26 protein-coding genes and 1 pseudogene are annotated in these 25045 nt (G+C 65.2%); 20 read left to right on the forward strand and 7 right to left on the reverse strand.

Annotated elements, in window-relative coordinates; genetic code table 11:
- Nucleotides 1-3 precede the first annotated feature (3 nt).
- The 10 genes from ileS to D893_RS04490 all read left to right on the forward strand — a co-directional run bounded on the left by ileS (nt 4) and on the right by D893_RS04490 (nt 9190).
- Entirely contained in the window at nt 4-2847 is a 2844-nt protein-coding gene (gene ileS, locus D893_RS04445) for an isoleucine--tRNA ligase (protein ID WP_110619221.1), read from the forward strand.
- Nucleotides 2844-3341, forward strand: a complete 498-nt coding sequence (gene lspA / locus D893_RS04450; protein ID WP_110619222.1) for a signal peptidase II — start codon at nt 2844-2846, stop codon at nt 3339-3341. The genes ileS and lspA overlap by 4 nt, the downstream gene beginning before the upstream one ends.
- 34 nt (nt 3342-3375) lie before the next feature.
- The gene (locus D893_RS04455) at nt 3376-3813 is read left to right on the forward strand and encodes an FKBP-type peptidyl-prolyl cis-trans isomerase (protein ID WP_018868985.1); all 438 of its coding nucleotides are present in this window, start codon (nt 3376-3378) and stop codon (nt 3811-3813) included.
- A 19-nt stretch (nt 3814-3832) separates the two neighbouring features.
- A complete protein-coding gene (gene ispH / locus D893_RS04460) occupies nt 3833-4780 on the forward strand; it encodes a 4-hydroxy-3-methylbut-2-enyl diphosphate reductase (RefSeq protein WP_110619223.1) in 948 nt (315 codons plus the stop codon).
- Between the two features lie 151 nt (nt 4781-4931).
- Nucleotides 4932-5318 (forward strand): nucleotidyltransferase domain-containing protein, encoded by a 387-nt coding sequence (locus D893_RS04465; protein ID WP_024329449.1) that lies wholly within the window; start codon nt 4932-4934, stop codon nt 5316-5318.
- Nucleotides 5308-5730 (forward strand): HepT-like ribonuclease domain-containing protein, encoded by a 423-nt coding sequence (locus tag D893_RS04470; RefSeq protein WP_024329448.1) that lies wholly within the window; start codon nt 5308-5310, stop codon nt 5728-5730. Before D893_RS04465 ends, D893_RS04470 begins: the two co-directional genes overlap by 11 nt.
- Nucleotides 5731-5807: 77 nt before the next feature.
- Nucleotides 5808-6674 (forward strand): formyltetrahydrofolate deformylase, encoded by an 867-nt coding sequence (gene purU, locus D893_RS04475; protein ID WP_024329447.1) that lies wholly within the window; start codon nt 5808-5810, stop codon nt 6672-6674.
- A gap of 80 nt (nt 6675-6754) precedes the next feature.
- Nucleotides 6755-7768: a type IV toxin-antitoxin system AbiEi family antitoxin gene (locus D893_RS04480; RefSeq protein WP_110619224.1), complete on the forward strand. Its 1014-nt coding sequence runs from the start codon at nt 6755-6757 to the stop codon at nt 7766-7768.
- The gene (locus tag D893_RS04485; RefSeq protein ID WP_077244434.1) at nt 7731-8630 is read left to right on the forward strand and encodes a nucleotidyl transferase AbiEii/AbiGii toxin family protein; all 900 of its coding nucleotides are present in this window, start codon (nt 7731-7733) and stop codon (nt 8628-8630) included. Before D893_RS04480 ends, D893_RS04485 begins: the two co-directional genes overlap by 38 nt.
- 215 nt (nt 8631-8845) lie before the next feature.
- Nucleotides 8846-9190, forward strand: coding sequence for a nucleotidyltransferase domain-containing protein (locus tag D893_RS04490; protein WP_110619225.1), 345 nt, complete (start codon nt 8846-8848; stop codon nt 9188-9190).
- A gap of 78 nt (nt 9191-9268) precedes the next feature.
- On the opposite strand, the gene D893_RS04495 is transcribed toward D893_RS04490, so the two are convergent.
- Both D893_RS04495 and D893_RS04500 read right to left on the reverse strand, forming a co-directional pair.
- Entirely contained in the window at nt 9269-12469 is a 3201-nt protein-coding gene (locus D893_RS04495; protein WP_110619226.1) for a DEAD/DEAH box helicase, read from the reverse strand.
- Entirely contained in the window at nt 12466-12879 is a 414-nt protein-coding gene (locus D893_RS04500; RefSeq protein ID WP_110619252.1) for a (deoxy)nucleoside triphosphate pyrophosphohydrolase, read from the reverse strand. The genes D893_RS04495 and D893_RS04500 overlap by 4 nt, the downstream gene beginning before the upstream one ends.
- Nucleotides 12880-13338: 459 nt before the next feature.
- On the opposite strand from D893_RS04500, the gene D893_RS13735 reads away from it, so the two are divergent.
- A complete protein-coding gene (locus D893_RS13735) occupies nt 13339-13890 on the forward strand; it encodes a hypothetical protein (protein ID WP_146220538.1) in 552 nt (183 codons plus the stop codon).
- Between the two features lie 33 nt (nt 13891-13923).
- Entirely contained in the window at nt 13924-14709 is a 786-nt protein-coding gene (locus tag D893_RS04505; RefSeq protein WP_110619227.1) for a DUF3825 domain-containing protein, read from the forward strand.
- Between the two features lie 124 nt (nt 14710-14833).
- Here D893_RS04505 and D893_RS04510 read toward each other — a convergent pair whose 3' ends face one another.
- On the reverse strand, nt 14834-16207 hold the full coding sequence (locus tag D893_RS04510) for a hypothetical protein (RefSeq protein ID WP_110619228.1): 1374 nt from the start codon (nt 16205-16207) through the stop codon (nt 14834-14836).
- Between the two features lie 272 nt (nt 16208-16479).
- Here D893_RS04510 and D893_RS04515 point away from each other — a divergent pair, with 272 nt between their 5' ends.
- On the forward strand, nt 16480-18285 hold the full coding sequence (locus D893_RS04515; RefSeq protein WP_110619229.1) for a 3'-5' exonuclease: 1806 nt from the start codon (nt 16480-16482) through the stop codon (nt 18283-18285).
- A 35-nt stretch (nt 18286-18320) separates the two neighbouring features.
- Here the strand turns inward: D893_RS04515 and D893_RS04520 are convergent, their stop codons facing one another.
- Together D893_RS04520 and D893_RS04525 are read right to left on the reverse strand one after the other, a co-directional pair.
- Nucleotides 18321-18767 (reverse strand): type II toxin-antitoxin system HicB family antitoxin, encoded by a 447-nt coding sequence (locus D893_RS04520; RefSeq protein ID WP_018868994.1) that lies wholly within the window; start codon nt 18765-18767, stop codon nt 18321-18323.
- Between the two features lie 10 nt (nt 18768-18777).
- A complete protein-coding gene (locus D893_RS04525) occupies nt 18778-18990 on the reverse strand; it encodes a type II toxin-antitoxin system HicA family toxin (protein WP_110619230.1) in 213 nt (70 codons plus the stop codon).
- A gap of 396 nt (nt 18991-19386) precedes the next feature.
- Here D893_RS04525 and D893_RS04530 point away from each other — a divergent pair, with 396 nt between their 5' ends.
- Nucleotides 19387-19707, forward strand: coding sequence for a hypothetical protein (locus tag D893_RS04530; RefSeq protein ID WP_110619231.1), 321 nt, complete (start codon nt 19387-19389; stop codon nt 19705-19707).
- A gap of 24 nt (nt 19708-19731) precedes the next feature.
- Here the strand turns inward: D893_RS04530 and D893_RS04535 are convergent.
- A pseudogene (locus tag D893_RS04535) lies at nt 19732-19821 on the reverse strand (peptide deformylase); the annotation flags it as partial.
- Nucleotides 19822-19905: 84 nt separating this feature from the next.
- Here D893_RS04535 and D893_RS04540 point away from each other — a divergent pair.
- Both D893_RS04540 and D893_RS04545 read left to right on the forward strand, forming a co-directional pair.
- On the forward strand, nt 19906-20142 hold the full coding sequence (locus D893_RS04540) for a hypothetical protein (RefSeq protein ID WP_019570591.1): 237 nt from the start codon (nt 19906-19908) through the stop codon (nt 20140-20142).
- Nucleotides 20139-20336, forward strand: a complete 198-nt coding sequence (locus D893_RS04545; RefSeq protein ID WP_019570592.1) for a DUF2283 domain-containing protein — start codon at nt 20139-20141, stop codon at nt 20334-20336. The genes D893_RS04540 and D893_RS04545 overlap by 4 nt, the downstream gene beginning before the upstream one ends.
- 60 nt (nt 20337-20396) lie before the next feature.
- On the opposite strand, the gene def is transcribed toward D893_RS04545, so the two are convergent.
- Nucleotides 20397-20933, reverse strand: a complete 537-nt coding sequence (gene def, locus D893_RS04550) for a peptide deformylase (protein WP_110619232.1) — start codon at nt 20931-20933, stop codon at nt 20397-20399.
- A 72-nt stretch (nt 20934-21005) separates the two neighbouring features.
- Here def and D893_RS04555 point away from each other — a divergent pair, with 72 nt between their 5' ends.
- The 4 genes from D893_RS04555 (at nt 21006) to D893_RS04570 (ending at nt 24948) form a co-directional block, all read left to right on the forward strand.
- Nucleotides 21006-21638 carry a DUF429 domain-containing protein gene (locus D893_RS04555; protein ID WP_110619233.1) on the forward strand — a complete coding sequence of 211 codons (633 nt, stop codon included), beginning with the start codon at nt 21006-21008 and terminating at the stop codon, nt 21636-21638.
- A 131-nt stretch (nt 21639-21769) separates the two neighbouring features.
- Nucleotides 21770-22153 (forward strand): hypothetical protein, encoded by a 384-nt coding sequence (locus D893_RS04560; RefSeq protein ID WP_024329429.1) that lies wholly within the window; start codon nt 21770-21772, stop codon nt 22151-22153.
- 3 nt (nt 22154-22156) lie between these two features.
- Nucleotides 22157-23476 (forward strand): AAA family ATPase, encoded by a 1320-nt coding sequence (locus D893_RS04565; RefSeq protein WP_110619234.1) that lies wholly within the window; start codon nt 22157-22159, stop codon nt 23474-23476.
- Nucleotides 23473-24948 carry a hypothetical protein gene (locus D893_RS04570; RefSeq protein WP_146220539.1) on the forward strand — a complete coding sequence of 492 codons (1476 nt, stop codon included), beginning with the start codon at nt 23473-23475 and terminating at the stop codon, nt 24946-24948. The genes D893_RS04565 and D893_RS04570 overlap by 4 nt, the downstream gene beginning before the upstream one ends.
- The last annotated feature ends 97 nt before the right edge of the window (nt 24949-25045 follow it).

Here is a 25045-nt window from a genome sequence, read left to right on the forward strand (position 1 = left end):
GCCATGGCCAAGAAACAGGCACCGCCGAATCCCTACAAGGATACGCTCAACCTGCCGCAGACCGCCTTCCCCATGCGGGCGAACCTGGCAAAGCGCGAGCCGGAATGGCTGGAGCAGTGGCGGGCGGAGGACCGTTATCGCCGCCTGCGCGAGCACTGCGCCGGACGCCCGCGGTTCGTGCTGGCCGACGGCCCGCCGTACGCCAACGGCTCGATCCACGTCGGCCACGCGGTCAACAAGATCCTCAAGGACATTATCGTCAAGAGCCGCACGCTGGCGGGCTTCGACGCCCCCTACGTGCCGGGCTGGGACTGCCACGGCCTGCCGATCGAGCTGCAGGTGGAGCACAACATCGGCAAGCCGGGACACGAAGTGGACGCGGCCTCCTTCCGCGAGGCCTGCCGGGCGTATGCCGCCGAGCAGGTAGCGGGGCAGTCGGCCGACTTCCAGCGCCTGGGCGTGCTGGGGGACTGGGAGAACCCGTACCTGACCATGGACTACCAGGTCGAGGCGGACACCGTGCGCGCCCTCGCCCGTATCTACGAACGCGGCCATGTGCAGATGGGCGAGAAGCCCGTGCACTGGTGTGTGGACTGCGGTTCCGCGCTGGCCGAGGCCGAGGTGGAGTACGAAGACAAGATCTCGCAGGCGATCGACGTGCGCTTCCGCGTGGTGGACGACGTGGACCTGGTGCGGCGTTTCTCCGGGGCGGATGCCGACGGTCCGGTGAGCGTGGTGATCTGGACCACCACGCCGTGGACCCTGCCGGCCAACCAGGCGGTGGCCGTGCATCCGGAGCTGGATTACGCGCTGGTGGAGCTGGAACACGAACGCCTGCTGCTGGCGGAAGAGCTGCTGGAGGACTGCCTGGCCCGCTACGACCTGGGCGAAGGCCGCGTGCTGGCACGCGTGAAGGGTGCCGCGCTGGAAGGCCTGGTGCTGCAGCACCCGTTCCTGGAGCGCGAGGTGCCGCTGATTCTCGGCGACCACGTGACCACCGAGGCTGGTACCGGCTGCGTGCATACCGCCCCCGGCCACGGTCAGGACGACTACGCCGTGGGCCTGCAGTACAACCTGCCGGTGGACAACCCGGTGGGCCCCGACGGGGTGTTCGTGGAGGGCACGCCGTATTTCGCCGGGCAGAACGTGCACCAGGCCAACGGCCACGTGATCGACGTGCTGCACGAGAAGGCCGCGCTGATCGTGGCGCGCAAACTCCACCACAGCTACCCGCACTGCTGGCGGCACAAGACCCCCATCATCTTCCGCGCCACGCCGCAGTGGTTCATCAGCATGGACCGCGAGGAACTGCGTGCCGACGCCCTGCGCGCGATCGGCGAGACCCGCTGGATGCCCGACTGGGGACAGGCGCGCATCCACGGCATGGTGGCCAACCGGCCCGACTGGTGCATCTCGCGTCAGCGCCACTGGGGCGTGCCAATCCCGTTCTTCCTGCATCGCAAGACCGGCCGCGTGCACCCGATGACCCCCGAACTCACCGAGCAGGTGGCTCGGCGGATCGAAGAGGAGGGTATCGAGGCCTGGTTCCGCCTGGAGCCGGAAGAACTGCTGGGCGAGGAGGCCGCCGAGTACGTCAAGCTCACCGACACCCTGGACGTGTGGTTCGACTCCGGCGTGCTGCACAGCACGGTGGTGGAGAAGCGCCCCGAGCTGGGCGGCCTGCCGGCGGATCTGTTCCTCGAGGGTTCCGACCAGCACCGCGGCTGGTTCCAGTCCAGCCTGCTGACCAGCGTGGCCATGCGCGGTGAGGCGCCCTACCGCGGGGTGCTGACCCACGGCTTCACCGTGGACGAGAACGGCGAGAAGATGTCGAAGTCGCGCGGCAATGTCGTCGCGCCGCAGGAGGTTGTCTCCACCCTGGGCGCGGACATCCTGCGCCTGTGGGTGGCGGCGACCGACTTCTCCGGCGAGATGGCGATCTCCGACAACATCCTCGACCGTACCGCCGATGCCTACCGGCGCATCCGCAATACCATGCGCTTTCTGCTCGGCAACCTCAGCGGTTTCGACCCGCAGCAGCACGCGGTGCCGCTGGACGAGCTGCTGCCGCTGGACCGCTGGATCGTGGGCCGCGCGCTGCAGGTGCAGGAACAGATCACCCGTTCGTACGACGAGTTCCTGTTCCACCCGATCTACCAGCGAGTGCACAACTTCTGCTCGGTGGAGCTGGGCAGCTTCTACCTCGACGTGATCAAGGACCGCCAGTACACCACGCCGGCGGACTCGCACGCGCGGCGTTCCGCGCAGACCGCGCTGTATCACGTGGCCGAGGCCCTGACTCCCTGGATCGCGCCGATCCTGACCTTCACCGCCGAGGAGATCTGGGAGCTGCTGCCGGGCGAACGCGCGGACTCCGTGCTGTTCGCTACCTGGTACGAGGGCCTGGCCCCGCTGCCGGAGGACGCGACGTTCAGCAACGCCGACTGGGACCGCATCCTGGAGATGCGCACCCACGCCGCCCGCGCGCTGGAAACCGCCCGCAACGAGCAGCGCATCGGCGCCTCGCTGACCGCCGAGATCGACCTGCACGTGCCTGCCGATGCCCCGGTGCGCGCCCCGCTGGAACGCCTGGGTGACGAGGTGCGGTTCGTGTTCATCACCTCGGAGGTGCGCCTGAGCACCGAGCCCGCCCCGGCCGATGCGCATGTCGCGACCCTGGAGGACGGCACCGCGATCGGCGTGGTGGTGCACCGCAGTGAACACGCCAAGTGCGTGCGTTGCTGGCACCTGCGCCCGGACGTGGGCGAGAACCCGGCGCATCCGGAACTGTGCGGGCGCTGCGTGACCAACGTGGAGGGGCCGGGCGAGACCCGGCGGTTCGCATGAGACTGCCGGGGCATTCCGGGCTGGCGCCGGGGCTCGCCCTGGCCGCGGTGGTGCTGATCCTCGACCAGATCACCAAGTTCTGGGCCGAGCGCGCGCTCACCCAGTTCGCCTCGGTGGAAGTGGCCCCGTTCTTTAACTTCACCCTGCTGTACAACCCGGGGGCCGCGTTCAGCCTGCTGGCCGATGCCGGCGGCTGGGGCCGCTGGCTGCTGTCCGGGATCGCGATCGCCGCCGGGGTGCTGATCACCGTCTGGCTGGCTCGCCTGCCGCGCGATGCCTGGCTGACCATCGCCTCGCTGGGGCTGATCGTGGGCGGGGCCATCGGCAACCTGGTGGACCGCCTGCGCATCGGCAAGGTGGTGGATTTTCTCGACTTCCACTGGGCCGGGCATCACTGGCCCGCATTCAACGTTGCCGACATGGCGATCACCGTGGGCGCGGTGCTGCTGATCGTGGCCGCCTTCACCGAGGGCGAGGCCACCCGCCGCAGCTGACCCGCCCCGCGTCCGCAAGCGAACTGGAGCAAAGATGACGACCGTAGTAAAAGAAAAGCGCGTACGCATGCACTACCGGCTGGTGCTGGAAAACGGCCTGGTGGTGGATTCCACCGGCGAGGAACCGACCGAGCTGGAGGTCGGCGCCGGCGAGATCCTGCCCGGGCTGGAAGACCTGCTGATCGGCCTGCAGCCGGGCGATCAGCGGGAATTTGCGATCGAGGCCGGGACCATGTTCCCTTGGCCCGAGAAAGAGGCTTTCCAGTCGGTGCCCCGCAACCAGTTCCCGCCCGAGGCGGAGCTGGCAGAGGGTCAGATCTACGAGTTCACCAGCCCTTCGGCCGAGGCCGTGCCCGGCCGCATCAGCGAATTGAGCGAGGAGACCGTGACCGTGGACTTCAACCACCCGCTGGCGGGCAAGAACTTCACCTTCGAGGTGGAGATCCTGGAAGTGCACCCGGCGGACGAGTGATCCGCGAGGAGAACAGGCCATGAACATGCAGGTCCGGCTCGCCAACCCCCGCGGCTTCTGTGCCGGCGTCGAACGCGCCATCGAGATCGTGGAACGCGCCCTGGAGATCCACGGCGCCCCGCTGTACGTACGCCACGAGGTGGTGCACAACCGCCACGTGGTCGGGCGCCTGGAAGACGCCGGCGTGGTGTTCGTGGAAGAGCTGGACGAAGTGCCGGACGGGAACGTGGTCATCTTCTCCGCGCACGGCGTACCGCGCCGCGTGGAGGAAGAGGCCGAGCGCCGCGGCCTGACCGTGTTCGACGCCACCTGCCCGCTGGTCACCAAGGTCCACCTCGAGGTCTCCAAGCATGCCCGCGAGGGGCGCGAAGTCGTCCTCATCGGCCATGCCGGGCACCCCGAGGTGGAGGGCACCCTGGGCCAGTTCGACACCTCGAAGGGCGGGCGCATGATGCTGGTGGAAACCGTGGAAGACGTGGAACGCCTGGAGGTGAGCGAGCCCGACCGCCTGGCGTTCGTTTCGCAGACCACGCTGTCGATGGACGACACCGCCCACATCATCGACGCCCTCACCGCGCGCTTCCCCAACATCGAGGGGCCGCGCAAGATGGACATCTGCTACGCCACGCAGAACCGCCAGGACGCGGTGAAGACCCTCGCCGACGACTGCGACCTGCTGCTGGTGGTCGGCTCGAAGAACAGCTCCAACTCCAACCGCCTCGCCGAGATCGGCGCGCGCGCCGGCGTGCCGTCGTACCTGGTGGACGGCGCCGCCGACATCGACCCCGCCTGGCTCGAAGGCCGCGACCGCATCGCCGTGACCGCCGGCGCCTCCGCTCCCGAACTGCTGGTGCAGGAAGTCATCGACTACCTGCGCGAGCGCGGCGTGAACGAGGTCAGCGAAGTCGCCGGCCAGGAAGAGACCATCACCTTCTCCATCCCCCCCGGCCTGCGCGACACCGCCTGACCCCGGTAGGAGCGGCCTCGGCCGCGAACAGGCTGCTCACCATTCGCGAGCAAGCTCGCTCCTGCAAGCCCCCGCCCCGTAGGAACGGCCTTGGCCGCGAACTGGAGTTGTCCTAATCTGGACCCTTTCGGATTCGCTGCCGCGGTGCCCCATGCTTTCTCCCGAACAAACTTCGCAGCTCGAGCACCTCGCCAGAGAGCATGGCTGGGAGCTGCTGGTCCTGTTCGGCTCCACGGCGCGGGACGGCACCGGCCGGGACATCGACCTTGCCGTTCAGCCGGCGGAGATGCCAGGCCTGATGACCCAGGGCCGCTGGCAACGGCAACTGGAAGAGATCCTGGAACCCTGCCCGGTTGATCTGCTGGTTCTGAGCGAGGGCACTTCCCCGCTGACCCGGTTCGAGGTCTTCCGGGATGGCGTCTGCCTGTACGAAGCACAGGCCGGGCGCTTCCACGCCGAGCAGGACCGGGCCTTCTTCCTGCACGCCGACTCCGTACTCTTCCAGCAACACCGGATGGAGGGCACGGATGCCCCCTGATACCGCCGAGGTGGTCGGGCGCAAGCTCGACATGCTCCATCGTTTCCTGACGGACATGGAGTATTACGCAGCTCTGGACGTGTCCGTGCAGAGGCAGGAGCACTATGCGATTGAACGACTGCTCCAGCTTTTGTGTGAATCGGCGGCCGATATCGGGCTGCAACTCCTGCGCAGGGATGGCGACCGGCTGGCCTCGGCCTATCGCGAAGTTTTCATCGCTCTGCGCGACCGCCATGGCCTGGATGCCGGGCTGGCCGACCAGCTGGTGGACGCCTGCGCGATGCGCAACGTACTGACGCATCTTTATGACACGATCGATCTGGATCGCGTGATCGGCGCCGTCCCCGACGCCCTGGAGGTGTATTCCGCCTTTGCCAGCTGGGCCGGGGAGCGCGTCCGGTCGAGCCCGTAGTCATTCTTGCCGGGTATCGGTCTCCCGGGCGCCCCGGTGTACCCTGACGGCTTCAATCTCCCCGGAACATCTCGACCATGACGGAAACCGCCCCCGCGCGCCACGACTTCCGCCTCAGCATCGTCTGCCCCGACCAGCACGGGATCGTGGCCCGGGTGGCCGAGGCCATTGCCGGCACCGACGGCTGGATCACCGAAGCCGCCCAGCACACCGACGCCGAGGCCGGCTGGTTCTTCATGCGCTGGGTCTTCGCCCTCGACCCCGCGCGCGAGGGCGAACTGCGCGACCGCCTGCTGCATCTGGGCGAAGACATGCGCATGGACTGGGTGCTGGCCGACTCGCGCAGCCGCCAGCGCGTAGTGCTCATGGTCAGCCGCGAAGGACACTGCCTCAGCGACCTGCTCGCCCGCTGGAACGCCGGCGAGCTGCCCATGGACATCCCCGCCATCCTCTCCAACCACACCGACCACGAGCCCCTGGCGCGCTGCTACGGCATCCCGTTCGAGCACATCCCCGTCCCGCGCAACGACCGCGCGAGCGCCTTCGCCCGGCTGCAGGAACGCCTCGACGAACTGCAGCCCGACACCGTGGTCCTCGCCCGCTACATGCAGATCCTCCCGCCGTGGATGTGCGAGCGCTACCCGCAGCGCATCATCAACATCCACCACAGCTTCCTGCCCTCGTTCTCCGGCGCGCGCCCCTACCACCAGGCGCACACCCGCGGCGTCAAGCTCATCGGCGCCACCAGCCACTACGTGACCGAAGAACTGGACGCCGGCCCCATCATCGAACAGGACGTCACCCGCGTACGCCACGACGACAGCGTGCAGGACATGATCCGCAAGGGCCGCGACGTGGAACGCTGGGTCCTCGCCCGCGGCCTGCGCTACCACCTCGAAGGCCGCGTGCTCACCCACGGCAACAAGACCGTCGTCTTCGACTGAGCGCCCATCCTCGCGTTGTTCATGAGTTTGTTTTGTTCAATAATATTGAACAAGCTTAATCTTTGAACAGGCGCCCGGTCATGGATGGTTTACAGGAACAACAGCTTCTGGAACAGGCATGCGAATGCCTGGAAGGCGCGACCGGGCTGCACCCGCAGATCGAACGTGCATCATCCCTTTACCTGCGGGTTGCCCCGGAACGCACCCAGCGGTGCTTCGAGGTCCACACCGTGCCCCGTCTCACCCCGGCCAGCGTGAGCTGGATCGCCGCCCGTCTCGAGCCCGAATACCCCGTACTGATCGTCAGCGAGTATGTGAACCCGCGCCTGGCCGAACGCCTGAAGAGCATGGATATCGGCTATCTGGACCTGGCCGGAAACGCCTACATCAATGCCCCGCCGGTGTACGTCTACGTCCGGGGCAACAAGCCGGTGGCCGCGGAATCGGTGGACCGCGACCCGGCAGGCCGCGCTGCCTTCCAGAGCGCCGGCCTGCGCGTCGTCTTCGCCCTGCTGTGCGCTCCCCGTCTTCTCCACGCGACCTACCGCGAGATTGCCGATGCCGCCGGCGTCTCGCTCGGCAGTGCGAGCCGCAGTCTTCAGGCACTGCGCGACCAGGGCTTTCTCCTCGAAACGGGATCGCGAACCCGCCGTCTGCACAACCATCATGCCCTGATTCAACGGTGGACCCTCGCATACCCGGAACAACTGCGGCCCAGGACGTTACTCGGGCGTTACCGCGCCCCCGGGCCCAAGTGGTGGGAGGACGCCGACCTGGGACCGTACGGTGCCGTCTGGGGAGGGGAGGTCGCGGCCGCAAGGCTGACCGGATACCTGATCCCGGAGCGGGTTTCCATCCACACTCGCATGACCCCCAACCGGGTGATGGCCGCCTTCGGCCTGCGCAAGGATCCGGATGGAGACATCGAACTCCATCAGACCTTCTGGCCGCCGGAATGCCACACCGAAGGCCCGGACCTCGCGCCGCGACTGCTCGTCCATGCCGAACTCATGGCCAGCGGCGACGAACGCAACATTGAAACTGCAAGGATGCTGTATGAGCACGGTCTGGCTGGACGTCTCGAACCGGATTGACCCATTACTAGCCGAAGTGCTGGGTGAGGTGGGTCGCCTGGCCGCCGAGCTGGGTATCCCATTTGTAGTGGTCGGGGCCACCGCGCGGGATATGGTTCTCCATCATGGTTTTGGCCTCGAGGTCCGGCGGGCCACTCGGGACATCGATCTCGCGCTGGAGATCGCACACTGGGATACATTCCAGGGTCTCGAAAAAGGTCTCCTGGCCACTGGTCGTTTCCGCACGGATCGTGCCGCGCAGCGCCTGCTGTACATTGCTGCGCAACAACCTGTGCGGGTCGATCTTATCCCGTTTGGCGGGATCGAAAGGCCGGCTCATACCATCAGCTGGCCACCCGACCACGTGTTCCATCTGAATGTGCAGGGGTTCGCCGATGCTTCCAGGACCGCCCGCCTAGTGCGGGTCAGGAGCGACCCACCAACTGACACGCAATGCATCTCTCCAGCGGGTCTGGCCCTGCTCAAACTCATCGCCTGGGATGACGGCCGGCAGGATGGCCGTCGACGGCGCGACGCGGAAGACCTCCGGTATCTTGTCGAGACGTATCTGGATGCCGGCAATCGTGATCGGTTGTTCCGTGAATATGTCGGCCTGCTTGACCACGAAGACTTCGACTATCTGGAAGCCGGAGCGTACATTCTCGGTGGGGATCTGGCCTCGATCATGGCGCAGGCAACTCGGGCCAGTGTCATCAAAATCCTGGAACAGGAGACAGCACCGGACGGGCGGCTTCAGCTTGTCGGCGACATGGTCGCCAACCTGCCGCATGATCCTGCGGGCACCGCCAGCATTCTCAGACTGCTCGAAAAGATGCTTGTCGGCATCCGGGCTTCCGAGACCGGGACGCCCAACACCGAGTGAAATCGATGGTAGCGGCGACCTGGTCATCGGAGAGCGTGCTCGCACGGAGGCCGCCTTTGCCAGGGCATGGCGCAACGGCATGCTGACTGACGGGCGACTCATGGGGTGGCTCCTCATGCGGGGGTGCGCTTTACATTGAAGTTGACGCTCGGACCCGAGGCTTGTCAGCAACCCCGGATGCTATAGTTCTCCTGTACTCAGGGGACGGGCAGAGCATGGAATCCGCGGGTTACGCCAACATCCCGAAGGCCGAAGAGGCGGTGTCGCCGCGCGAGCGGGTGACCGGGCTGGCGCATGACGCCGCGGCCATCGTGCGTGAGGAATTCGGCGACGATGCCCGGGTGATCTGGTTCGGCTCCTGGCCGCGTGGCACGGCGCGCTGGAACTCCGACATCGACCTGGCGATCGTGCCGGCCCGGCACGTTTCCGTCAGCGACTGGGGCCGGCTGCGCGGCCGCATCGAGGACCTGCGGACGCTCTACACCTTCGATCTGGTCGATCTGACCGAGGCCGGCGACGAACTGCGCCGCGACGTCGAAGACCACGGACAGGCCCTCTGAGCAAAGCAGTCGAACAGAACTGCTCCCGGCTGCCGGATCACCTGCCCGCTTTCCACCACCTGAACTCGCCGCTGAGCGCTACAGGACCGTGCGGCGGGCGAGGTGCAGGAGGCGGGCGGGCAGTTCGTAATCCAGTTCCCAGATGATGCTCATCGGCTTGCTGCCTTCATGGCGCTGGTAGCGCACCGGGCCGCAGAAGGTGAACGGCTGGCTCAGTCCGGTGGCGTCGCGCTTGGCCGGGCGTATGAACAGCATGGGGGTGTAGCCGAGCTGTTCGTGGTGGATGTAGCGCTGCCCGGTCTCCGAGGTGGGTGAGGTGCCGGACTGCGACTGCCAGTGGAACCGCCGCTCGTTGAGGGCATAGTCCTCGTACATGGTGGTGGGCGAGAACTCCTGCTCGGATTTCTCCAGGGTGACGAACAGCGCATCCACTCGCCGTTCCGGCACATGCCGCACACCCTCCTGCTGAGTAATCGGCTTCTCCAGGCTCCCGAGGCCCAGCGCCAGCAGGATCTGCTCGCGGGTGTAGGACGCATGCAGCTCCAGCGGCCCCGTCTGCTCCGGGAATGTGATGCCGCTGGCCGGCACCATGCGCTCGCGCCGCCATTCGGCGACCTCCTGAAGATCCCGGTAGAGCGGGCGTTGTTCGCGGACGAAGCGGTCCACCGACGAGAGGTCGCCGTTCCCCGGGCGCGACTTGCCCCATAGCGTGCTGTGGATGAGGGCCAGCCGGAGTCGTTCTTCCTCGCTGAGCTCATCCACGTTCGACGCGGATTCCGCCAGATGGCTTTGCAGGGTTTCCAGCAACTGCTGGTCATCACAGCGGACCAGGCGTTGCAGCCCGCGCTTGAGGCCGTTGGCATACGGTTTCAGTGCCTCGGTCGACTCCCCACCGCAGTCCGCGCGCAGCCGTGAGGGCAGGTCCTTGCGCAGCAGGTCCTCGGCGTCGTCCATATGCAGGCAGTCGAGCATCTTGGGCAGGCTGGCGGAGTCGATGTCCTCCTGGAAACAGCCCTTCAGCTCGCGCACGATCTGCGGGCGTTGGCGGTTGATCTGCGCGCGGATGTTGTCGAGGACCCGCTGGGTGGCCAACCGGTCGAGGTGGATCAGGCAGCCGCTGGGCAGCCAGGGGAAGCCCTCCTCGATCTGGTGATCCACCCGCTTCTCCGGCCGCGCGCTGAGCGCACGGAACCGCGCGGCGTAGCGAAAGCGCCGATCCTGCGGCGCGACGAAATCCAGCACCGTGAGGTGCGGCTTGTCTTCATGCAGCCGCAGCCCGCGCCCGAGTTGCTGCAGGTAGACCGTCAGGCTCTCGGTCGGGCGCAGCAGCAACAGGGTGTCCACCTCCGGCAGATCCACGCCCTCGTTGTAGAGGTCCACGGTAAAGATGAAGCGGATGCGCCCCTCGCGCAGGTCGCGCTGCACCGATTCGCGCTCGTGGTCCGGGCTCTCGCCGGTCAGCACCGCGCTGGGCACCTGCTTGGCTGAAAAATGCTCGGCCATGAACCGCGCATGGGCGCGGCTGATGCAAAACCCCAGACCCCGAACCGAGCCCAGGTCGGTCGCGTGTTCATGGGCCTGCCGCAACACCCAGTCGGCGCGCGCTTGGTTGCCGGTGAAGACGCCCTCCAGTTCTTGCGCGTCATAGCCCCCGCGCTGCCAGCTCACCCGGCTCAGGTCCACGGACTCGTGGTCGGCCACGCCGAAGTAATGGAACGGCACCAGCAGGCGACGCTCGATCGCATCCGGCAGGCGGATCTCGTGCGTGTAACGCTGGCCGAAGTGCTGGCGGATGTCGTCGGCATCCGTGCGCTCCGGGGTCGCCGTCAGGCCCAGCAGGCATTGGGGCCGCACATGGTCCAGGATGCGCTGATAGCTCCCGGCGCTACTGTGGTGAGCCTCATCCAGTACCACGTAATCGAAATGCGCCGGGTCGAGGCGATCGAGGTCCCGCGCGTTCCAGCTCTGCACCGTGCAGAACAGGTGGCGGTCCTGACTCGGGCGCGCCCCGCCCACCAGCACGTCGCCAAATTCGTTGTCCTGCAGCACCTGACGGAAGCTGGCCATCGCCTGACGCAGGATCTCCTCGCGGTGGGCGATGAACAGCAGCGACGGCCGCCCCTTGTCCGCCTGCTCGCGCGCAAACCGGCGATAGTCGAACGCCGCGATCATGGTCTTGCCGGTCCCGGTGGCGGCGATCACCAGATGGCGGTCGATCCCCGAACGGCGCTCGCGCTCGATGTCCTCCAGGATCTCCTGCTGAAAGGCATATGGCCGCAGATCGAAGAATGTGGCAGCGTCTTTCTGCGCGGCTGGCCCTGCGCTGGATTCCGACTCCAGCGCCTGCTGCAGGCGAGGCAGGTCTTCCGCGGTTAGAGGCTCAAACTCGGCCGGGTCTGCCCAGTGCGCCTCGAACGAGGCCTGGATCTGGCGCCACATATGCGGCAGCTCGTACTCGCTGACCTTGGCCGTCCACTCCAGCCCCTCATCCATCGCCACGCGCGAGACATTCGCCGAGCCGATGTAGGCACTGCCAAACCCCGTGTTCCGATGGAACAGGTAGGCCTTGGCGTGCAGGCGCGTGCGATGCGTGTCGTACGAGATCCGAATCTCGGTGTTCGGCAGGCCCAGCAGGAACTCGATCGCCTTGAGATCCGTGGCCCCGAGGTACGAGGTCGTCGCGATCCGCAGCCTGGGCGAGCCATCGGCCGTTGGGGTCTCGGTGAAGCGCTTGAGCGTCTCGCGCAGGGCGCGAATCCCGCTCCACTTGATGAAGGACACCAGCCAATCGGCCCGCTCCGCACTGGCCAGCTCCTTCTCGATCTGCGTCACCAGACTCGGCGTGCGATCGGACCCGGTGAGCAGGCTGGACAGCGCCAACGGTATGTCTGGCCGCGGTGTCTCCTGTTGCCCCACCTGGTCGGCGGTCGGCGAACGCACCTCCAACAACTGCCGAAACGGCGGCTGCGGCAGGTCCTCCTCAATGCCCGACAGCGGATGCCCGGCCGCCGCCAGCGCATCCGCCAGTATCCGCACGGCCCGGGTCCAGTCCTCATGCCCCTTCTCGCGCAGCTCGCCGGCGCGCTCCGCAAGCCGTTGGGCCAGCTCGGCGGCCAGGGTCATCGCCAGGTCGTCGCCCTCCAGCCCCTGGCTCCAGCGGGCGTGGTCCTCCAGCCCCAGGGCTTCCAGCGCCTGCCGAACCCGCGGCGTATCCAGCCGTTCATGCAGGCCGACCCATTCGCCCCCGGGCAGGGACTTGGCGGCGCTATCCCGGCTCATGCGGACCGTCCTGCAATAAAGGCTTCGAGCAACGGGATGTCCGCGGGCGCGAGGTCGAGCCCGGGCGCCTCCGCCGGCGACACCCAGCACCAGCGATCGTGCACCGTCAGCACCGGGCTCTCGTCATCCGTCCACGCTCGCAGCGCCACCAACTCAAGGCTTCCGTTACCCGGAATCGGCGTGCGCCCGATTTCTTCCCCCACCCGAAGCTCCATCGCCAGCTCTTCACGGAATTCGCGGCACAACGCAGCCTCCAGCCTCTCGCCCGGCTCCGCCTTGCCCCCGGGGAATTCCCAGTACCCCGCCAGCGCCTGATCGGCCCCGCGACGCGCCACAAAGATCCGGCCCTGCGCGTCCTCCAGAATGCCGCAGACCACCACCGCCTGATTCGCTTCCTTGAGCGTTTCCAACACCGGCTCCCGGTTCGTCTCTGGCCGGATCGTACCAGGGAACGCCGCCACAGCTCCCGGCGGAAGCCCAATTCTCGGGCCACGCGTGGTGCCTCCGCTCGCCACGCTACGCTGCAATAACCGTGATATACCGATTCTGTATAGCACCGCGCTCTGTCACGCCCGAGCCCCCGCTCCCCATGTCTCGCCCCGAATCAGTCCACCCGCAAGCCTTTAACGTGGGCCCCTGCGTCTCCCCTACGTTGACCGATAGGGCCCCTGTAAGACTTTGACCAAGAGACGAAAATCGTTCGTCCCAGCGCGCGGGGCGCCCTGCCACTCGACGCGACGTCCACTACCATGATAAAAGCATGGTTTACCGCATTGGTGTGCCACCGAGAGGAGAACGCCAGGATGATATGCAGAATCTGTATATCACCAATATGACAGATTCTGTCTAATCTACTGTTGGGTGACAAGATGAGCAGTGCCGACAAACTCGCTGAAGCCAGCTTTTTTCTGGAGCTATTGGATGCTCTAGAAAATAGAAAGCGCCCGCTTACGAGCGGTGCAACGGCAGCGATGGAAGTCTCCTACTTGCTCAGTGCTGTCCTCAACTCTCTTTATTCAGCTCTTGAGCAGGCAAAGCCAATTGCGGGTGTTGAGGCAGTCAAGGCATACAAGGCCACCCGCTCGGCGCTACTAGGTGGCCAGGGTGTTCGCAACATCACCATTCACGAGAAGCATGTCGGCATTGATCATTCTGGCTACATTCCGCCACCGGGTAACGCGGTTAACTTCGACCTCCGCAAAACGCCACGTTTAATCCAAGAAGAGCGAGCTGCTTCAAAGGGTGTCGTAGTGCGTATGGGCGCCAAACACTATATCGAGCATGAGGGCAAGCTTACTGATGTCACTGAGCTTTGCTTTCGCCAGTTCTATGAGCTGCGTGCATTCCTTAGCTCTCGCGGGATTGTCACCCAACAAGACGCTCAAGCGGACAGCCCCGCCTCCGGCGGGCCTGCCGCTTAGCTTCGGCGTTAGGGCGCAAGAAGTGAGGAGTTTATGACGAAGAGACAACCATACGATTTTCCTGACCTGTTCAGAGACTTCGCTTTAATGCCTCGGTTTACGGATGACATAGAATCCCTTGTAGGTCTCGCCGAGCGCGAGGAGTGGGACTACAAGCACACTGAACAGCATCATCCGCATCCCGTGCTACGCAACTACATAACTTACACCTACCGCAGGGTGGCGGAAGAGAAGAAAATTACCGTTACGACGGACGAGGAATATTCCTGCTGGAACTCAGGCCTTATTACAGATAATCAAGAACCGATATTTCTTCTTTTTTCTCGCAACAAGCTTGAGGATTCTGATCCGTACTGGCATTTCTGGAAGTTTGCGAGAAAAGGCGAGTGGGAATTGAATAGATTTCCTTCATTGCCGGAAATGGCTCATTACTTTGCGGATCCTTCGGTGCTGGTTTTTGACACGAGGAAAGAGCTTAGGGTCAATGTGGAGCATGTGGTTGCCGACAATATTGAACGTTTCCCGGAATCCCTTAAGGGTATGAATCCCTACGGATTGCAAAATATAGTCAAGGGTGCGATTGATTCAGGGATCGAGCGAGTAAAAAGAAACTATAAGACGGCGATTCCTCAATACTACCAGGGTAGCATTCAGCTTCTTCTGCCTCTCAGTCTTACAGATCCAGCCAAGGCGGATTTGGCGCTTGTCGTGGAGCGTTTCTCCGACTTCTATCGGGCGGCGACTTGCCTCACATTAGACATGGCTTATAACAATGCCCGACAGCTTGCGAGGCCTGATCGTGACTGGCTGCAGCCCTAACAATAGCGTCAACACGGACCGGCTTTTACGCTGGCGCTCCAAAGCCGGCCGGTTACGCTAAGCGTTACAGCAGCCCAAGAGCGCAGTGACGGTGCCATGGGCAGGGCCATTGAGCCATCTTGCCTCAGTTCGGCCTGTCGTCTGGCGGGGTGGCCTCTTCTTCCTGTTCGGTCTCGGACGCCGTGTTCACTGGGTCAGATTTCATTTTCGGCGGCGGTGGCACCCATGCCCGGAGTCGCTGGCCAACCTGTTCGTAGAAATGGGGCACGGCACGCTCAAGTTCCTCGATGAACACCTTGTTGCCGGAGAAGCGGGAGGCTTGATCGGTGACATAGCGCACTTCGAAGGCAGTTGGAGCGGCGTCGGTATTCTCGGACTCGAGGTGTTCAGGGTCTTCCAGTACGAGGCCGAGAGGGGCCTGCGTGGATTCGGCCTTGCCCGGACGGATCGCCTTCACGAAGAAGCCCTCGGATTCGACGTTGTCGAGCTGGCGGCGTAGCCAGTTGACGCGGGCGCTGGTCTTCTTTTTGTCCTTCGGTGCGTCGAGCCGCATGCTCATGACGATCACGCGCTTCTCCAGGTTCGCTTCCACGTGAAGCTCGGCTGCGGCGTGCGGGATGTCCAGTTCGCAGCGCAGTACGTGTTCGCAGGCGAGGAGCTCGCAATCACTTTTCAGGCGGGCCTGCGGGTCGGTGCGGTGGGTTCGGCTCAGGCGCAGTTTGACGGCCTGGCCGAGTTTCCGTGAAAGAACCAGGCTCAGATCGCGTTGTTCCTGGTGCCAGCTGGAAACCGTGTTTTCGACCTCTTCGGAGTTCTTGTTCAGCTTCGCGCCATTCTTGACCTTGGCGACGACGTCTTTCCATTCCCGGTTCATGCTGTCGAAGCGGCTGACGCCGCTCGAGTCATGATTCAGATACCGGGTCACTTCCGCGAGGATGAAGCGCTGGTCGGGTGAGCTGATCCCGTCGGCCTCCAACAGGAGGGTGGCCTGCGTGAGGATGTACATCCAGGACCAGTGATAGAGCTCGACGTTGCGCGTCTGGTTTTTCGGCAGCTTGATCGGGTGGTGGGTAGGCTGGGCCACGAACTGGTTGGTGATGGTGATCACCGCATCGATCTTGTGAGCGCGGGCCTGCTGGACGTAGGACTGGAGTTGTTCCTCGTCCACTTCGGCATTGCCGATCTTGGCTTCGATCAGGGCGGTCCAACGCTTCTTCCCGGTATCGAGGACCAGCAGGCCGTCGGGGCGGTCGTTCTTTTTGGAGCTCGATTTCGCGCTCTTCTCTTCCTTGAACGTGACTTCGGTCCAGGCGCCGAGCCTTGCACGGTTGCCTACACGGACGCCCAGGGAGCCCAGCATGGATTGGCGGAGCTCGTAGATGCTTCGCATGGCTGCCAGGACGATGGAGGCTGCTCGTTGTTCTTTGTTGGAGTCGGCGGTGACGGGGATCAGCCGGGCAGCTTCGCCTGACTCGATGAACTCGGGTAGCTCGGCCATGGTTGGTTCCTCCTGGCTCCGGGCGAATCGGTAACGCGGCATCCTTGCGTGCCAGCTTGTGGAAACCATAGCCTATGTGTGGTTCAGCGTCGATTTCGCTAGTGGCGCTTTGCCGGCGGGCCGGTCAGTGGGGCCTTTCGGGCCGGAGTGGGGGATAGAGATCGATTGCGGTGGCGGGGCTTTCGCGACAAGCGGGGGCCATTCCGCGCAACTTTGGGAGAGCCCCGGAAGTGACAACACTCATACCTTCGCTGAACAGCTGCCTGCCGCGGATGACGTCGGGCGAGAAGCGCTTTGCGCGGCGACTGGAGCACTTCCTGGAGGATGACTACCTGTGCTGGTACGACGTGCCGGTGGGCGGGCGGTCGGAGCATCCGGATTTCATCGTGCTGCATCCGCAGCGGGGTCTGCTGATCCTGGAGGTGAAGGACTGGCGGCTGGAGACCATCCGGCAGATCGATCGCCAGGAGGCGACCATCCTGACGGACCGGGGCCTGAAGGTGGTCCCCAACCCGCTGGAGCAGGCGCGCCAGTATGCCTATCAGGTCATCAAGCCACTGGAGCGCGATCCGCAGCTGGTGCATCCGCCGGGATCTTCGCTGCAGGGCCGGTTGATGCTGCCGTTCGGGCACGGGGTGGTGCTGGCCAACATTACCCGCGCGCAGTTCGAGCAGCAGGAGCTGGGCGAGGTGATTCCGGCCAATCGGGTCATCTGTCGCGACGAGATGACGGAGTCCCAGGATCCGGAGGATTTCCAGAAGCGGCTGTGGGACATGTTCACTGTGCAGTTCCCGCACCGGTTGTCGCTGCCGCAGATCGACCGCATCCGCGGCCATCTGTTCCCCGAGATTCGCATCCGCCAGGGCAGCCTGTTCGACGATGCGTCCGACGCGGACGAGACCGAATCCCCGGCCGAAGTGCTCCCGGACCTGATGCGGGTGATGGACCTGCAGCAGGAGCAGCTGGCCCGCAGCCTGGGCACCGGTCATCGGGTGATCCATGGCGCGGCCGGGGCGGGCAAGACGCTGATCCTGGTCTACCGCTGCCTGCATCTGGCGCGGGCGCTGCGCAAGCCGCTCCTGGTGCTGTGTTACAACCGCACCCTGGCCGACCGCCTGCAGGCCATCCTGGCTGAGAAGGGCGCGGGCGATCAGGTGGCGGTGTACAACTTCCACCGCTGGTGCCACGCGCAGCTGCGTACCTACAACGTGCCGCCCCCGCCGAATAACACGGACAAGCGGGCCTTCTTCGACCAGCTGGTGCAGCAGGTGATCGACGGCGTCGACCAGGGCCAGATCCCCGGCGGGCAGTACGGCGCGGTGATGATCGACGAGGGCCACGACTTCGAACCGCACTGGTTCCGGCTGGCCACGCAGATGGTCGATCCGGACACCAACTCGGTGCTCGTGCTGTACGACGACGCTCAGTCGATCTACGGCCGCAGCCAGAGCCGGTTCAGCTTCTCCAGCGTGGGCGTGGAGGCCCGCGGGCGCACCACCATCCTGCGGGTGAATTACCGCAACACCCGCCAGGTGCTGGACCTGGCCACCCGCTTCGCCCGCGAACTGCTGGACCCGCAGGAGGCCGAGGAAGACGGCATCCCGCTCGTGCCGCCGGAAAGCGCGGGCCGCGAAGGCCCGGAGCCCGCGATCATCCCCCTGCCCGCCCAGCCGCAGGAGATCGAATACATCGCCGGGCACTTCAAGCGGCTGCACGAACAGGGCCGCCCCTGGAGCGAGATGGCCGTGCTGCACCGCCGCGTGCCCGCCGCCGGCAAGATCCGCGCGGTGTTCGAGCGTGCGGGCATCCCGCTGGAAAACCTCGGGGACCGCAATCGCCAGAAGTCGGCCACCCCGGCCGACACGGTCAAGATGGTGACCATGCACTCCAGCAAGGGCCTGGAGTTTCCCGTGGTGGCCCTGACCGGCCTGGGCGAGATGGACACCGCCGAGGAGCGCGAGGCCGAAGAGGCCCGCCTGCTCTACGTGGCCATGACCCGGGCCATGGACGAGCTGATCGTCACCGGCCCGCCGCAGGCCCCCTTCCTCCGCCGCATCGGCGAGGCCGCGCAGGCCTGAACCCGCGAGCCCGGGCGGGCGCTGGCGGTTACCCTCTATGCTGCGACGGGTTTAAAGGGGCGAGCATCCTCCACGACGAGACCATGACCCAGACTGGCGATCGCGGCGTGGACCGCCTCGATCCTGGAGCGGTGATCCACGTCGATTAGCCGCCGGATCGCACCCTCATGGCTGCCCATTCGGCGTGCCAGTTCCGAGTTGCTGACCCCTTCCGCCCGCATGGCGACCCGGAGCGCGAGTTTGGCGGCGATCAGGGGCGACACCGGCGCGATTGCCTCGCCCGGTTCCGCGTCGGTGGGGGAGGGGATGGGGCGCCCCTCCATGACGTAGCCAGCGAGCGCCGCGCCCAGGGCCTCGCCCATTTCGCGCAGCGCCTCCTCTTGAGATTCCCCGTCCGTCAGGGCCTCGGGCACGTCCCGGCACGTCGCCAGGTAGTGGCCGCCTTCGTCGCGTTCGAGTTGTACGGGGTATGCGTAGCGCATGGCTCTGTCCTCAAATGTCGTTCGGGTCGATACCGAGCTGCTTGCACATGGCTTTCAGCAGCCCGGGGCCGATCTCCTTCTTACGGTCCTTCAGGGTCGTGAAGCGGTCACCGTAGTAGATTCGGCCATGGCTCCCTTTCCCTTGGTGCTCGACCAGTTGAACCGGCGTGCCGGTTTTCTTTCCCAGCCTCTGCAGCCGCTTCAGGTATTCGTTTCCATTCATGTTGCGGCCCACTAATCCCTTGCCCATAGACTCGTACATTTGTGTACGAGTCGTCAAGCTGTTGTGTAGCTGATGCTCGGTCCGGGCTCCAGTTTTTCACCGTAGTCAGGGACCTACGGCTCTCCATGCGCGTGGGCGGGCCCTTGAACCGACGTCCTGGACCGCCAAATAGCTTGATCGGGAGCGAGAACTTCGGGGGCAATTGCCGCTTGCCCTGCGGTGTGCCACCTGTTGAAGGAGTCCACCAAACGGTAATGGACCACACGAATCCTTCCCCATCGCCGCCGGGGTCACCTTTGACCGCCTCGTGGACGGCGTCTAGCGTCAAAGGAGAGGGGCAGGGAACGGCTCCGGCAAACCCGTTGCAACCTCGCGGAATCGCGAAGGAGGCATACCATGCGCAGCGTAGACAACATGCCGGCCCTGGACTGGGAAAACGGCAGGAACGCCATGCGGGCGAAGTTCCAGGTGATGCACGAAGAACCGGTGGTGCTGAAGATGCCCGCCGACATGGACTGGTCGGTGAACGGGGGCGAGTTCGGCTGCACGCTGGACGACGGCGGCATGCCGCGTGACTGCGAGGGCGGCAGCCTGCTGCATCGTCTGGCGGAGCTCAATGACATGCCGGCTCTGAAAGACATCGCGAAGGCCTGCGACTACTCCAGTTCCCGCGTGGACATCGACGCCGCCGGCTCCCGCATCATCGTGCACGACTGACCGGTCCTGCACCGGGCGTGAGTCCTATGCTTCTGCGTGGAACTCGCGGTATTCCTCGAGGAAGGCGAGGCGGGTGGTGTCGGTCACCCGGTCGATGAACAGGGTGTCGTCGAGTGAGGGGGGCTGATAGTCAGCCTGGCGCCTCGGTTACCTGACGGGAACGATGCCGGCGATTCATGCAGGAAAGGAAAAATATCTGTGAAAACCACGAAATACTTCCGGGCGACTCGGGGCAGGCCGGACCGTGCGAGAATCAAGGACGAATGGATCCAGTACGTGGTGCAGCATCCCGAGAGAGAGCACGTGCAGGCAGATGGCCGAATAAGGCGATGGGCCAGGATCGAGGCAATGGAAGGCCGGTACCTGCGGGTGATTCTGCTGGACGATGGCGAGACGATTCACAATGCATTCTTTGATCGGGGGTTCCGGCCATGAAAGTCAGCTATTTCGATGACAGCGATACTCTGTACATCGAGTTCCGCAGCAGCGACATTGCGGAATCGAAAGACCTGGACGAAAACACCATTCTGGATGTGGATGCCAGCGGCAATGTCTGCGCGATCACCTTTGAACATGCAAGCCAGCGTACCGACGTTAGCCATCTCATTGTCGAGGGTATTGCGGCATAAGCTCTCCTTTTTTTGACGCCATAAAGCGCCCGGCGCCGTAAGCTGCACCGGGCGTGAGTCCTATGCTTCTGCGTGGAACTCGCGGTATTCGTCGAGGAAGGCGAGCCGGGTGGTGTCGGTCACCCGGTCGATGAACAGGGTGCCGTCGAGGTGGTCGATCTCGTGCTGGAACACGGTGGCGAGGAAGCCTTCGGGTTCCAGGTGGCGGGGCGTGCCGTCGGGCTCGTGGTAGTCGACGGCGATGTGGCGCGGCCGGGCGACTTCGCCGCGCAGGCCGGGCACGGACAGGCAGCCTTCCCAGTAGCGTTGCAACGTCGGGTCCAGCACGGTGACCACCGGGTTCACCAGCACCAGGCGGCCGGTGGGTACGGCATCGGGGTAGCGCGTGTTGCCGGGCTGAATCTCGATCACGGCCACGCGCCGGGTGTCGCCGATCTGGGCGGCGGCGAGGCCGAGCCCTTCGCTGGCGTGCATGGTATCGACGAGGTTATCCACCAGGGCCTGCAGCCCGGGGCTGCCGGAGTCGCTATCGGCCACCGGGTCGCAGACGCGACGCAGGTCGGGGTGGCCCATACGCAGGATACGACGAACGCTCATGGCATCGATGGTGCCACAGCGTAGAAGAACGTTCGCAGCCCGGCGCGTTCGAAGCCGGCCAAAGGAGATCGCATGGGGCAGTGGATCGTCGGGGTGGATCTGTCCGGGCCCGGGAGTGCCGGGCAGACGTCCCTCGCCGTTTTCGCTGAACGCGGCGGGGCGCTCCGGCTGCGGGAGCTGCTTGCGGGGGCGGACGATCAGGCGATCCTGGAGCGTGTGCCGGCCGCGGCGGTGGTGGGGCTGGATGCACCGCTGTCGTACTCGCCCACCGGGGGCAGTCGCACGTCCGATCAGTCCCTGCGCCGCCTGGCGGTGGAGTGCGGCCTGCCGGCCGGCACCGTGATGGCGCCTTCCGCGCCGAGGATGAGCTACCTGACGCTGCGCGGTGTCGCGGTCAGCCGCATGCTCGCCTCCGAGCGCCCGGATGCCCGCGTGGCGGAGGTGCACCCCACGGTCGCCATGGCGCTGGGCGGGGCTTCGGTCGAGACCCTGAAGGCGATGAAGCACGCGGCGGACGCGCGACGGCAACTGCTGGCATGGCTGGATCGGCAGGGTCTGAACGGGGTGCTCGGTCTCGCCGATGCCAGCGACCATTCGGTTGCCGCCTGCGCCGCGGCATGGGCCGCCTGGCAGTGGAGCCGGGGCCGTTCCGCATGGATCCACCCGGCCGAGCCACCGCAACACCCGTACGATTTCGTCTGCTGAGCTTGTGGCTCAGCGCATTGTGGACGGACGTGGGCTGGTCAACGTGCCGGCGAGCCGAACGCCGGGGGTTCCCGTTCGGTCCCGGAAGCGGCAAAGTCGGGGTTTTCAGGGAACCGGTTTGTGGAGCATGCATGGACGAGAACTATGACGAGGCAGCCCGCCGCCACTGGGGAGATGCCCGTTTGCTGGACGAGCGGAGCCGGTGGGAGAACGCGGACCAGCTCTACGGTCTTGCGGCCGAGTGCGCCTTGAAATCGGCGCTGAAGAGGGCCGGGTATTTTCGTGAGGATCAGCACTGCAAGCACATCAACGTTCTGTGGAGGAAGATTCAGGCGACTGCATTCCGGAACCAGTTTCCGGGGCTTGCTGGAGAGCTGGCAGGCGAGGAGCGGTTTGCGGACTGGGATGTCGAACAGCGGTACGCGGCAGACGGCGCGGTGCCGAAGGCCGCCGTGGAGCGGCACTGCGAAGGGGCGCGCCGCTTGTTGGTGGCAACTGGCCTGTTCAGGGGGTAATGGATGGTTCGATTCCACGATGCGCTCCAGATTGCGGAATCGTTCGCGTGTGAACGACTGGCCCGCTTCAAGTGTGTGTACGCCATTCGGGATTTGCTGGGTCGGGTCTCTCTGGCGGTGAACGTGTCCGCGGAAGAGCTGCCGGAGCGCGCGCAGCTCTCCGGTGACCTGAATGCGCGCCTCGGACGGTTTGCCCCCGGTGCCGACGAAGCCGTGCAGACGCGCGACGACCTGCTCATGCCGGAGGAAGTATTCGAGTCGCCGGAATGGGTCGGGCTCGACGGTGACGACATCCTCGAAATTCGTCTGGTGGACCGCCTGATGAACAACCAGGACTGGTTGCGAACGCCCGTCACCGACCAGCCCCCGCTGCCAACGGCGGTGGCCTTCAGCCTGAAGGGTGGGGTGGGACGGTCAACCACGCTGGCGGCCTGGGCTCATCATCTGGCGGGCCGGGGCATGAAGGTGCTGGTGGTGGACCTGGACCTGGAGGCTCCCGGGGTCCAGAACTTCCTGCTGGGACCGAGGCGCGAGGCTGCGTCCCCCTGGCCGGATTACGGCGTGGTGGACTGGCTGGTCGAGGGCCGAGTGGGGCAGGCTGATCGCGAGTTGTTCGAAGGGATGCTGGGAAGCGTCGAGCTGGCACCCGGAACGCCCGGGGAGATCCGGCTGGCTCCGGCCTTTGGTTCCCGGACTCGGGATTATGTCGCCAAGCTGGGGCGTGCGTATCTGTCGGTCAGGGTCGACGGGGCGGAATACGGGTTCGCGGAGGCGGTGCATGCGCTTTTGCAAACTGCGGCCGACCGCATCGAGCCGTTCGACGTGGCGTTGCTTGATGCGAGGGCCGGCATGCACGACATCGGCGCGGCGGCGGTGACCCGCCTGGGGGCGCATGCGTTTCTGTTCGCCCGGGACGATCCGCCGACATGGGCGGGTTATGAACAGCTGTTCCGGCACCTGCGCTGGTCACCCGCCATCACGTTCAACATGCCGGATACGGATCTGCGCTGGCGGTTGAGCACGGTCGGTGCCATGGCGGGGTCCACGCCGAAGGCACAGGCCGCGTTCCGGGAGCGTTCCTACGAGACCTGGCAATGGCTCTACGATGAAGAGGCCGAAGCCGGACCGTCTGCACCGGAGGAGGAAGACGAGGGTATGCCGCACTGGCCGATCCCGGTGTACGCCGATACATCGATGTCAGGCGCCACGTTCAATATGCCTGCGGAGATGCCGGTGGCCCAGGTTCTGGACAAGGTCTACGGCGAGTTTTTCCGCGTGGCCGGGGAGCGCCTGAAGCTCGGTGTCCGGAGGGGTGAGGAGTGACCGGCACGCAATCGGAAGTGGAGGCCCTGCGGGCGGCGTTGTGTGAATTGCCCGATGTCTCCGCTCAGGAGAACCTGACGCCACCCGGCCCGGGGGAGCTATACGTGCCGGAAAGCCACACCCGTGCCCTGAGTCTGGACACGACGGTCGTGATCGGCATGCGGGGTTCCGGCAAATCGGTGTGGACGGCGGCCCTGTTCGATCAACCGACCCGCCAGCGTCTTGTGGGGTCGGGGGGGCCGAAGGCTCTGGAGAACACCGTGGTGCGGATCGGGTTCAGTACGGATCCGCACATGGGTCAGCATCCCGACGCGGAGACCCTGGAGCAGCTTCTGGCCGAGGGGCTGGAGCCCCGTCACATATGGCGCGGGTTGCTGGCACGGCAACTGGCCGAAGTTTGTGGCATGCAGGCGCCGTTTGGCCGTGCGACGGAAGCGGCCCGGTGGGCGCAGGCCGACCCTGAGGCCTTCGCCGAGTTGCTGGCTGCGGCCAGTCGCGAACTGACGCGCAGAGAACAATACCTTCTGCTGGTGTTCGACTCGCTCGATACGATCGCCCGGGGCGGCTGGGAATCCGTGCGCGCATTGACTCGGGGCGCCCTCGAAGTCGCGCTCGCTTGTCGACCCTATCCGAACATCCGCCTGAAGTTTTTTCTGCGGCCCGATATGGAAGAAGACGGGGGCATATTCGGTTTCCGCGACAGTTCCAAATTGCTGCATAACCGGGTCGACCTTGCGTGGCGCCCGGTGGATCTCTACGGGTTGCTGTTTCACCTGCTTGCCAACGGGGCGGCGGGTGATGTTTTTGCCGCCCGGGCGCAGCAGCTCACTGGTGAGTCCTGGGAGCATGCGCAGGGCGAACGGCGGGTGCCGACAGTCGTGCGTGCCGGCGAATCGCTTCAATGGCCGTTGCTGGAGTATCTGGCTGGGCCGTATATGGGAACCAACCGCCGTCGAGGCTATACCTATACCTGGATTACGGGGCATCTGGCGGATGCCCACGGCCGTATCGCCCCGCGAAGCCTGCTCCTGGCGCTGCGCGAGGCGGCCCACCGCACCCACGAAAAGTATGCCGATCACACCAGTCCGCTTCACTATGAAGCGATCAAGCACGGCGTGGCCGAAGCCTCGGAGACCCGTGTGGCGGAGCTGGGCCGCGAGGATTACCCGTGGGTCACCCCGCTTCTTTCGGGCCTGCGAGGTGCAACCGTGCCGCTGGAAGTCGACGATCTGCGCCGCCACTGGTCGGAGGAAATCCTGCAGAGGGTTCTCGAGGTTTCGCGCGAGAAGCTGCCGCCGCGCCGTTTTTCGTCCGAATCGGAAGGAAGGGCGGATATCGAACTGCTGGTCGACGATCTCGAGGAACTGGGGGTGCTCTACAGAACCGTAGAAGGCCGGATCAACATTCCGGACATCTTTCGAGTGGGATTCGGGATTCGCCGCAAGGGAGGCGTCAGACCACCCAGAAGCTGATGGAACGTGGGAGAAGGAATGGTGGCCGGGGACGGAATCGAAAGACCTGGACGAATCTGCGTGCCCCATACGCAGAATACGACGAACGCTCATGGCT

The sequence above is a fragment of the Thioalkalivibrio sp. ALE21 genome (genome assembly GCF_003208255.1).
GTDB lineage: Bacteria > Pseudomonadota > Gammaproteobacteria > Ectothiorhodospirales > Ectothiorhodospiraceae > Thioalkalivibrio > Thioalkalivibrio halophilus.